This is a genomic window from Rhodococcus sp. ENV425 (genome assembly GCF_002887785.1).
GTDB lineage: Bacteria > Actinomycetota > Actinomycetes > Mycobacteriales > Mycobacteriaceae > Rhodococcus > Rhodococcus aetherivorans.
Genome location: NZ_PCZU01000178.1, coordinates 670 through 10,523, shown reverse-complemented (window position 1 = coordinate 10,523; position 9,854 = coordinate 670). Strand labels below are relative to the sequence as shown.

Genomic DNA, 9,854 nt, shown 5'->3' with positions numbered 1-9,854 from the left:
CTCGCCGCCTCGCCCGAACCCGAGGCGGCCACGACCGACCGGGTCGACCGCGTGGTCGCGGTGCTGCGCAACGTCGCGCTGATGATGGCCGACGAGCCCGAACTCGCCGGCGCGGTCACCAGCGCGCTGCTCGGCCGCGACCCCGACGTCGAACACCTGCGCGCCCGCATCGGCCTCGACATCCGGGACCGGCTCGCCACGGCCCTCGGCCCCGACGCCGATCCCGACGAGATCGAAGCGCTGGAAATGCTCTACGCCGGCGCCCTCGTCCGGGCGGGCATGGGGTACGAGACCTACGAGAAGATCGCCGATCGGCTGGAGACCTCCGCCAAACTTCTATTGGAGTAGCGCATGACCCAGGCTTCGCTCGAACCGCTCCTGTTCGATCCCTACGACTACGGCTTCCATGAGGACCCGTATCCGATCTACCGGCGCCTGCGCGAGGAGGCGCCGCTCTACCGCAACGACGACCTCGGCTTCTGGGCCCTGTCCCGGCACGCCGACGTCGTCGCGGGCTTCCGCGACCACACCCGGCTCTCCAGCGCGAACGGGGTGTCCCTCGACCCGGCGGCCTACGGCCCCCACGCCCACAAGGTCATGTCGTTCCTCGCGATGGACGACCCCCGCCACATGCGCATGCGCCGGCTCGTCTCCAAGGGCTTCACCCCGCGCCGGGTCGCCGACCTGCGCGGCCGCATCCTCGAGCTGACTCTCCACTACCTCGACACCGCCTTGGACAAGGACGAATTCGACTGGATCGCGGACTTTGCGGGCAAGCTCCCGATGGACGTCATCTCCGAACTGATGGGCGTGCCCGAGGCCGACCGCGCCGAACTGCGTCGGCTGGCGGATCTGGTGGTCCACCGGGAGCGGGGCGTACTCGACGTGCCCGTCGCGGCGATGGAGGCGTCGCTGAACCTCGTCGGCTACTACGCGGACATGCTGGCGCAGCGCCGCGCCCACCGGAGCGAGGACCTCACCTCGGCCCTGCTCGACGCCGAGGTCGACGGAGACCGCCTCGAGGACGACGAGATCATCGGCTTCATGTTCCTGATGGTCGTCGCGGGCAACGAGACCACCACCAAACTGCTCGGCAACGCACTGTACTGGGGCGCGAAGAACAAGACCGAGGTGGCCCGCGTCCTCGGCAACCCGGACGCAGCCCCGGGCTGGGTGGAGGAGACGCTGCGCTACGACACCTCCAGCCAGATCGTCGCGCGCACTGCCGCCACCGACATCGACGTGCACGACAGCACCATCCGCGCGGGCGACAAGGTGCTGCTGCTCATCGGTTCGGCCAACCGTGACGCCGAGGTGTTCGAGGATCCCGACACCTTCCGCATCGGCCGCGACAGCGCGTCCAAGATCGCCAGTTTCGGTGGCGGCGTGCACTTCTGCCTCGGTGCCCACCTTGCGCGCCTCGAGGCGAACATCGCGCTCGAACAGTTCGCCGCGCGCGTCGCCGACTACGACGTCGACTTCGACCGCTGTGAACGCGTCCACTCCACCAACGTCCGAGGCCTCGCGGCCCTGCCCGTAGAGGTGACCCGGCGACATGCCTAGATTCGAACCCAATCCGCCGCGCCGGCCCGCGATCGTCAGCGGCGCCTCCTCCGGCATCGGTACGGCCACCGCCTTCGCGCTCGCCGCCCTCGGTCACCCGGTCGCCCTCGGTGCGCGGCGCGTCGAACAGTGCGAGGCCCTCGCGGAGAAGATCCGCGGCGAGGGCGGCGAGGCCGTCGCGCACTTCCTCGACGTGGCGTCCACCGAATCGGTCGACGAGTTCGTCGCCGCCGCCGAGAAGGCCCTGGGTCCCACCGAGATCGTCCTGTCCGGCGCCGGTGACATGGATTTCCGGCTCGTGCACGAGATGGATCCGGACCGGTTCGAGTTCCAGGTGAACGTCCATCTCGTCGGCACGCAGCGTCTCGCCCATCGCGTGCTGCCGGGGATGATCGAACGGCGCCGCGGCGACTTCGTCGTCATCGGTTCGGACTGCGCCGACGTCGCGCGGCCCCGCATGGGCGCCTACGTCGCCGCCAAGACGGGCCTCGAGGCGCTCGTGCGTCAGATGCGGATGGAACTCGAGGGCACGGGGGTTCGCGCGTCGGTGGTGCGTCCCGGCCCGACACAGACCGGGATGGGACTCGATGCCCCTGCGGAGATCATCGAGCCGCTGATCGCCGACTGGACCAGATGGGGCTTCGCTCGGCACTCCTACTTCCTCCGCGCCTCCGAGATCGCGAACGCCGTCGTCGCCGTCGTCTCGGCCCCGCGCGGAACCCACCTGGTGCTGACCGAAGTGCAGCCGGAAGCGCCTCTGCAGAAGGATTCTCGGGGAAAGGACCCTGAATGACCACGATCACCACCCCCATGCGCGTCTCGGGGGGCGAGCACGAACACGGCCACCTCGAGGAACTGCGCACCGACCCGATCGGCCTGATGCAGCGAGTCCGCGAGGAGTGCGGCGACGTCGGCGCCTTCCAACTCGCCGACCGCAACGTCGTGCTGCTCTCCGGGGCTCGGGCCAACGAGTTCTTCTTCCGCTCCGCCGACGAGGACCTCGACCAGCAGGCCGCGTACCCGTTCATGAAGCCGGTCTTCGGGGAGGGCGTGGTCTTCGATGCCAGCCCCGAGCGCCGCAAGGAGATGCTGCACAACTCCGCGTTGCGCGGCGAGCAGATGAAGGGCCATGCCGCCACGATCGAACGCGAGGTCCGTGACATCGTCGCCGGGTGGGGTGACGAGGGTGAGATCGACCTGTTGGAGTTCTTCGCGGAGCTGACCATCTACACGTCCTCGGCCTGCCTGATCGGCAAGAAGTTCCGCGACCAGCTCGACAGCCGGTTCGCGAGCCTCTACCACGACCTGGAGAAGGGCACCGACGCCCTCGCCTTCGTCGACCCCTACGCGCCCATCGAGAGCTTCCGTCGCCGCGACGAGGCCCGCCGCGGGCTGGTCGCCCTCGTCGAGGAGATCATGGTCGACCGCATCGCGAACCCGCCCCAGGGCAAGGAGGATCGCGACATGCTCGACGTCCTCGTCTCCATCAAGGACGAGAACGGCAAGGAGCGGTTCAGCGCGGACGAGATCACCGGCATCTTCATCTCGATGATGTTCGCCGGCCACCACACCACGTCGGGGACGGCGGCATGGGCGTTGATCGAGTTGCTGCGCAATCCGGAGTACCTGCGCGGGGTCACCGACGAGCTCGACGTCCTCTACGCCGACGGTGAGGGCGTGAGTTTCCATGCGCTGCGGCAGATCCCGATGCTCGAGTCGGTACTCAAGGAGACGCTGCGGTTGCACCCGCCGCTGATCCTGCTGCTGCGCGTCGCGCGCGGCGAGTTCGAGGTCGAGGGGTACCGGATCGGCGAGGGCGACCTCGTCGGCGCTACCCCGGCGATCTCCAACCGCATCCCGGAGGACTTCCCCGAGCCCGATGCCTTCGATCCGGGCCGCTACCTCGATCCGCGGCAGGAGGACATCGTCAACCGCTGGACCTGGATCCCGTTCGGGGCCGGCCGGCACCGGTGCGTGGGAGCGGCGTTCGCTCTCATGCAGCTCAAGGCGATCTTCTCGGTCCTGCTGCGCGACTACGAATTCGAGATGCCTCAGCCGGCCGACACCTACCGCAACGACCATTCCAAGATGGTGGTGCAGCTCGCGCATCCGTGCGCCGTGCGCTATCGCCGTCGCACCCGGATGTAAGGACTCGCGCCGTGAAAGTGGAAGCAGACCTCGATCTGTGCCAGGGCCACGCGATGTGCTCGCTGGAGGCACCGGACGTCTTCGACGTTCCCAAGCACGGTAAGGTCCGGATCCTGATGGACGACATACCCGAAAAACTTTGCGGCGACGTCCGATCCGCCGTACGGTACTGCCCCACCCGAGCCCTCCGCATCGTCGAGGACTGATCCAGAGGAGACAAGTCATGGCACCCTTCGACCGAGCAGAACTCGACGAGATGATCGAGCGCTGGATCGAGGCCAACAAGAAGGCCGAGGCAGCCGGTGACTGGAAGTCCTTGGCCGACATGTACACCGAGGACGCGACCTACGGCTGGAACTACGGTCCCACGGACGACTTCATGGCCGTCGGGCGCGAGGAGATCCGCGAGCTCGCGCTCGGCCAGGAGATGGCCGGCCTGGAGGGCTGGCAGTATCCCTATCAGCGGTTCGTCGTGGACGAGCGGACCGGCGACGTCATCGGCTTCTGGAAACAGGTCGCCGACGCCACCCGCAACGACGGGTCGCACTACGAGGTGCACGGCTTCGGCGGCAGCTGGTTCCGCTACGGCGGGAACTTCCGATGGTCCTGGCAGCGTGACTTCTTCGACTTCGGGAACGTCTCCCACCTCTTCCTGGAGATGATCACGGGCAACGCCCTGTCCGACGGCATGAACAAGCGGATCGAACGGTCGACCTCGACGAAACGTCTTCCCGGCTGGTATCCGGCCGGACAGGCGCCGGTTCCGCTGTGGTGAGCCCGGTAAACGTCCGCGACTCCTTCGCGGCGCTCTCCCGGGCCGACCTCGCCGTCCTCGTCCCCGAACTGCTCCTGTGCGGCCAGCTCATCGACCGCTCCGGGATGGCACACCTGATCTCGGCGTTCGGACGGGAGGGAATGACCGAGGTGGCCGTCGAGGAGTGGCAGGCGTCGAGCCCGTGGTACACCCGGCGCATGCAGCGGGCCCTGCGGTACGAGGGCGACGGTGTCGAGACGATCTTCAAGGGGCTGCAACTCGACATCGGCGCGCCCCCGCAGTTCATGGACTTCCGGTTCCGCGTCGACGACCACGACCACGGTGAGTTCCGGCTCGACCACTGCGGCGCGCTCATGGACGTCGAACCGATGGGCGACGCGTACGTGAAGGCCATGTGCCACGACATCGAGGACCCCACGTTCGACGCGACCGCCCTTGCCACCAACCCGCACGCCCGGGTGCGGCCGATCCACCGGCCGCCGCGCCGGCCGGCCGGCCGCCATCCGCACTGCGCGTGGACGGTGACGATCGACCCGTCGCACGTTCCGCCGCAGGCCGCGCCTCACACCGAGGCGATCGGGCGTACCGCGGCCGTCGCAGTGGAACTCAGCGCGATCGACCCGGCGGACGAGGGACTCGGCGACTATTCCGGGCCCCTGCTCTCCGACCTGCGGTTCGCGGACTTCTCGCACTCGGCCCTGGTGCGGATCGCGGAGGAGGTGTGCCTGCAGCAGCATCTGCTCACACTGGGTTTTCTCATCGGCGTGCGCAAACGCACGGACGAGGACGCCGCGCTGGCCCTCACCCGCAAGCAGTTGACCGGCATCGCCGGGCTGGCGTCCGAGCGGATACGCGACGCCCTCGGCCTGCCGCGCGACTTCGAGGGACTGGCGACGGTGCTGTCGGTCCACCCCGTGTTCGCGCCGAGGCAGTACGTCCAGCGCGACATCCGTTGGGAGCCGGACAGACTGCGCCTGCGCCTCGGGCGAGCCGGGGGTGCCGACGCGGACGGGTCGTGGCCGACTCTGGTCGACGGGCACCACCTCGAGCCGCTGCAGGCGCTGGTGCGCGGCGTCGACCCGCACTTCACCGCGCACGTGGTGTCCGAGGACGCACACGCGCTCACCGTCGAGGTGATCCGCCACGCCGAACCCGCGAAGGAATGCGGCGAGGTGGCGATCACCCGCTTCAGCACCGGTGCGAACTTCACGTTCGCCGACCGCGGAATCCCCCTGCCGCTCACCGTCGTCTGAGCGTCCCATCCATTCCCACCCCCACCCCCACGCGCCCCCAGGTGAGCGAATGTATCGTTCTGTCGGCCTGAAGAGGTGAGCGATACATTCGCTCGGGTGGCTGCGTGCAGTCAGGGCGGGCGGCAGTTCCCTTCTCTACCAAGGGATGACGCTGCAGCCCGACGGTGAGCGTTTCGCGCAGAGTGTGTCGTCGCGCATCGACTACGACCTGCTCGCCACCGAACACTTTCCCCGCGTGGCGCGGACGCTGCGCCTGCAGACCATCCCCGACGATCTGCTGAACCACGAGCGCTACCGCTCGTCGAGGCAATTCCTCGACCGGGTCGCCGAGGAGGGCTTCGAGCCACTCCGTGTGCCGATGCCCATCGACTGGGAGTTCGCCCGGCGGGAGCTGGCCGGCGAACTGGCGCCGTCGTACACCAACGGCGACCTGATCTACGGCGTGAACAACGGCGGCAAGTTCTCCGTCGACGTGACGTACCTGGCGGAGGCCGAGGCCACGGGTTACGTCCGCATCGAGACGCTGCACCGGGTCAACGACATCGAGCGCGGACGGGACGGCACGCGGATCGCGCATACGGACCGGATCTCCACGGACTGTGTGGTACTCGAACGCAAGCGCATCGTCGCCGACGCGCTGTTTCTCGGTACCGGATCACCAGGTACCACAAGGCTTCTCGTCAAGGCGCTCGCGAAGGGTCTGATCCCGGATCTGCCCGACGCCGTGGGAACGGGATGGGGCAACAACGGAGACCGCGTGTTCTCGGTGACGACCACGCTGCTCGGTTTGGGTGCATGGCAGGGCGGTCCCGCGTGCGTCGGCTTCAAGGACCTCGGGAATCCGGCCGGTCCGCTCATGATCGTCACCGGCCCGGTGCCGTTCCCGGCCGACCTGCTTCTGAGCACCCCGAACCGGCCGAATGTCACATGGGTTCGATTCGATTGAACCCATGTGACATTCGGCCACACAACGGGATTCGGGAACGCTCAGTTCTCGGCGGCGGCGGCGACGCCGGCGCGACGGCCGAAGAAGCTGCTGTCCCCGAGCGACGTGCCGCTCGCGTAGCCCCCCGCACACACGCCGGAGGTGCACCGGCCCGCGGCGAACAGGCCCGGGATCGGTTCGCCCGAGACGTGCAGGACCTCCGAGTTCACGGTGGTGCGCAGGCCGCCGAGGGTGAAGCCCGCGGTGCAGTTGCGCAGGTCCAGGGCCGCGACGGGGGTGCCGATCGGCGTGACCCACTCCGGCTTCTTCCCGAGGACGGGATCGGTGCCGGCCGCGGCGTGCCGGTTGTACACCTCGACGGTGGCCTGCAGCGTGCCCTCCGGCAGGCCCATGTCGGATTCGAGTTCGGCGACGGTCTCCGCCGCCCACTTCGGCGGGAACCGGAAGTACGGGGTGGAACTCGTCGTCGTGCAACCTTCCTCGTATGCCGCCTCGTCGATGATCAGGTACGCCTGGTTGTCGTTCTCGAGGAGGGTGAGCTGCCCGATGCGTCCCGGGTAGGTGTCCTCGGGAACGTACCGCTGGCCGCGGCCGTTGACGAGGATGCCGCGCGCCATCAGCTGCGGGTCGGCGAAGAACGCCACCTCGGTGGCGTTCATGTGCGCGAGGTCGGCGCCGAGGGCCTGGGCCATCCGGATGGAGCAGCCGTCGTGCTCCTCGATCGCGGCGCCCGGGCGGCCGATCAGCTGCGGGGCGAACGAGGTGACCATGGCCTCGTTGTAGGCGAAGCTGCCGGTGGTGAGCACGACGCCGCGCCGCGCCCGCACGAAGACCTCGTTCCCGTACTTCTTGGCGGCGATCCCGACGACCCGGTCCGTGTCGTCGACGATCAGCCGCTGCGCCCGGATGTCGAAGACGGATGTCACGCCGAGGGATTCTGCCGTCTCGGCGAGCGGCTTCATCAGCATGTACCCGCCGCCCTGCTCACCGGTGCGCTTGTTGCTCATCTGCGGCACATGGCCGCGCGGGGCGGGTGTGGCGATCTCGTTGAACGGCGCGGAGTTCTCGCCCCCCGAGTACATCAGACCGTCGTCACCGGGGATCTCCCATCCGGGCTCGCCCCAGAACGCCGGTTTGAAGACCACTCCGTTGTCGGTGAGCCAGTGGTAGTGCTCGACGCTGCCGTCGCAGTATTCCGAGATCTTGGCCTCGTCGGCGCCGGGGCCGAGAGCGGCGAGCATGAATCTCTTCATGTTCTCCGGGGTGTCCTCGAACCCGAGCTCGCGCTGCAGCGGGGTGCCGCCGCCGAGGTAGACGATTCCCCCGGACAGGGAGGCGGCACCGCCCCAGCCGCCGGTGCGTTCGAGGATCAGCACGTCGGTGCCGGCCCGCGCGGCCTCGATGGCGGCCGAGACGCCGGCGATGCCGTAGCCGGCGACGACGATGTCGGCTTCGTGGTCCCAGGCGGTGACCTCTGCGGCACGGAGCGGGCGGAAGGGAGCTGTGGTCATGGAGGTGTTTCCTTCTCGGTCGTGACCGTCAGCGGGTCGGTTCCAGCGTGGCGGCGAGCTTGTCCAGGTAGGCGAGGATCTCGTCCTCCGAGCGGTCGGGCAGGCCGAACATCACTTCGGTCACGCCGAGGTCGCGCCACTGCTGGAGCTTGGCGGGGTCGGGCCGGCCGGCGAGGACGACGATCTCCGGGGCGCCGGCGCGGCCGGCCTCGGCCCAGGTGGCGCGCAGCCGCTCGACGTTGTCGTCGATGTCGCGTTCGATCGGGGTGGTGATCCAGCCGTCGGCGGAGCGGGCGATCCACGCGAAGGTGCGTTCGCTGCCGCCCGCGCCGATCAGCACCGGTGGGCGGGGCTGCTGGATCGGCTTGGGCCAGGCCCAGCTCGGGCCGAACGAGACGAACTGCCCGTCGTAGGAGGCTTCCTCCTCGTTCCACAGCGCCTGCATCGCCTCGAGGTATTCGCGCAGGGCGGTACGCCGCTTGCCGGGAGGTACGCCGTGGTCGGCGAGTTCCTCGGCGTTCCAGCCGAAGCCCGCGCCGAGGACGACGCGCCCGCCGGAGAGGTGGTCGAGGGTCGCGACGGTCTTGGCCAGCGTGATGGGGTCGTGCTCGAGGGGCAGGGCGACCGAGGTGCCCAGCCTGATGGTCGAGGTGACGGCCGCGGCGAGTCCGAGGGCGACCCACGGGTCGAGCGTGCGGCGGTACCGGTCGTCGGGCAGCGTCGCGTTGCCGGTGCCGGGGTGTGCGGATTCGCGGCGCACGGGGATGTGGGTGTGTTCGGGGACGTAGAACGCGTCGAAGCCGCGTTCCTCGGCCGCTCGGGCGGCCGTCTCGGGCCGGATACCGCGATCGCTGGTGAACAGGGTGATGCCGTGACGCACGGAAGCTGCCTCCCTACTTGTCGGGTCCCCGCAACTGTAACGCGTTCTAGTGATTGGTGGAACCCGTTCCAGACACCTGTCCATTTTTTCGGTCAGGTCCCGGCGCCGGCCCGGGGAAGGCGCACTACGCTGGCGGGCAGGCATACGAAAGGTGAGGACGATGGCGGAGCCGAGTGCAGCATCCCGAACGAAGGCGCGGTCCGCTTCGCTTCTCGGCGCGGACCTGAAGCCGGCCCAGCGCGCCCGCTACCTGAGGATCATCGAGGCCGCGAAGGAACTGGCCTCCGAGGGCGGATACGACGCGGTCCAGATGCGTGCCGTCGCCGAACGGTCGGGCGTGGCGCTGGGCACCGTGTACCGCTACTTTCCGTCCAAGAACCACCTGCTGGTGGTGGCGATGGTGCTGCTGTTCGAAGATCTGAGCAACAGGTTCGGCGACACCGACATCCCCGGCGACTCGGCTCACGAACGGATCATGTCGGTGCTGCACGGCTACATCGGCCGGCTCGAGAGCGACCACAACCTCTACGACGCGCTCGTGCGTGCGGCGATGTTCGCGGACGCCTCGTCGTCGGCCGAGCTCGACCGGCTCGGAGCGATCATCACCGGGATGTACGCCCGGGCGGCCGGGGTCGAGGTGGTCAGCGAGCAGCTCCTCAACGCGGTGCACGTGATCGCGGACGTGTGGATGTCGAACCTGGTGAGCTGGGCCGCCGGTCGGGCCACGGCGGATCAGGTGATGGCGCACATGGACAGCGTGGTGCGGCTCGTGTTCGAC

10 protein-coding genes and 1 pseudogene are annotated in these 9,854 nt (G+C 68.8%); 9 read left to right on the top strand and 2 right to left on the bottom strand.

Annotated elements, in window-relative coordinates:
* The 8 genes and pseudogenes from CQZ88_RS31075 to CQZ88_RS14400 all read left to right on the top strand — a co-directional run.
* Positions 1-348: pseudogene (locus CQZ88_RS31075) on the top strand (TetR/AcrR family transcriptional regulator); the annotation flags it as partial.
* A 3-nt stretch (positions 349-351) separates the two neighbouring features.
* A complete protein-coding gene (locus tag CQZ88_RS14430; RefSeq protein WP_006936246.1) occupies positions 352-1,563 on the top strand; it encodes a cytochrome P450 in 1,212 nt (403 codons plus the stop codon).
* Positions 1,556-2,356, top strand: coding sequence for an SDR family oxidoreductase (locus tag CQZ88_RS14425; RefSeq protein WP_050034676.1), 801 nt, complete (start codon positions 1,556-1,558; stop codon positions 2,354-2,356). Before CQZ88_RS14430 ends, CQZ88_RS14425 begins: the two co-directional genes overlap by 8 nt.
* A complete protein-coding gene (locus CQZ88_RS14420) occupies positions 2,353-3,711 on the top strand; it encodes a cytochrome P450 (protein ID WP_102799933.1) in 1,359 nt (452 codons plus the stop codon). Before CQZ88_RS14425 ends, CQZ88_RS14420 begins: the two co-directional genes overlap by 4 nt.
* 11 nt (positions 3,712-3,722) lie before the next feature.
* The gene (locus CQZ88_RS14415) at positions 3,723-3,917 is read left to right on the top strand and encodes a ferredoxin (protein WP_006936239.1); all 195 of its coding nucleotides are present in this window, start codon (positions 3,723-3,725) and stop codon (positions 3,915-3,917) included.
* 17 nt (positions 3,918-3,934) lie between these two features.
* Positions 3,935-4,486 carry a nuclear transport factor 2 family protein gene (locus CQZ88_RS14410; RefSeq protein ID WP_102799932.1) on the top strand — a complete coding sequence of 184 codons (552 nt, stop codon included), beginning with the start codon at positions 3,935-3,937 and terminating at the stop codon, positions 4,484-4,486.
* The gene (locus tag CQZ88_RS14405; protein ID WP_029541692.1) at positions 4,480-5,739 is read left to right on the top strand and encodes a hypothetical protein; all 1,260 of its coding nucleotides are present in this window, start codon (positions 4,480-4,482) and stop codon (positions 5,737-5,739) included. The genes CQZ88_RS14410 and CQZ88_RS14405 overlap by 7 nt, the downstream gene beginning before the upstream one ends.
* 145 nt (positions 5,740-5,884) lie before the next feature.
* Positions 5,885-6,685: a hypothetical protein gene (locus CQZ88_RS14400; RefSeq protein ID WP_258008603.1), complete on the top strand. Its 801-nt coding sequence runs from the start codon at positions 5,885-5,887 to the stop codon at positions 6,683-6,685.
* A 41-nt stretch (positions 6,686-6,726) separates the two neighbouring features.
* Here the strand turns inward: CQZ88_RS14400 and CQZ88_RS14395 are convergent, their stop codons facing one another.
* Together CQZ88_RS14395 and CQZ88_RS14390 are read right to left on the bottom strand one after the other, a co-directional pair.
* A complete protein-coding gene (locus tag CQZ88_RS14395; RefSeq protein ID WP_029541694.1) occupies positions 6,727-8,196 on the bottom strand; it encodes an FAD-dependent oxidoreductase in 1,470 nt (489 codons plus the stop codon).
* A gap of 28 nt (positions 8,197-8,224) precedes the next feature.
* Positions 8,225-9,076 carry an LLM class F420-dependent oxidoreductase gene (locus CQZ88_RS14390; protein WP_102799931.1) on the bottom strand — a complete coding sequence of 284 codons (852 nt, stop codon included), beginning with the start codon at positions 9,074-9,076 and terminating at the stop codon, positions 8,225-8,227.
* A gap of 160 nt (positions 9,077-9,236) precedes the next feature.
* Here CQZ88_RS14390 and CQZ88_RS14385 point away from each other — a divergent pair.
* A partial coding sequence (locus CQZ88_RS14385) for a TetR family transcriptional regulator (RefSeq protein WP_102799958.1) occupies positions 9,237-9,854 on the top strand: 618 nt, incomplete at its 3' end.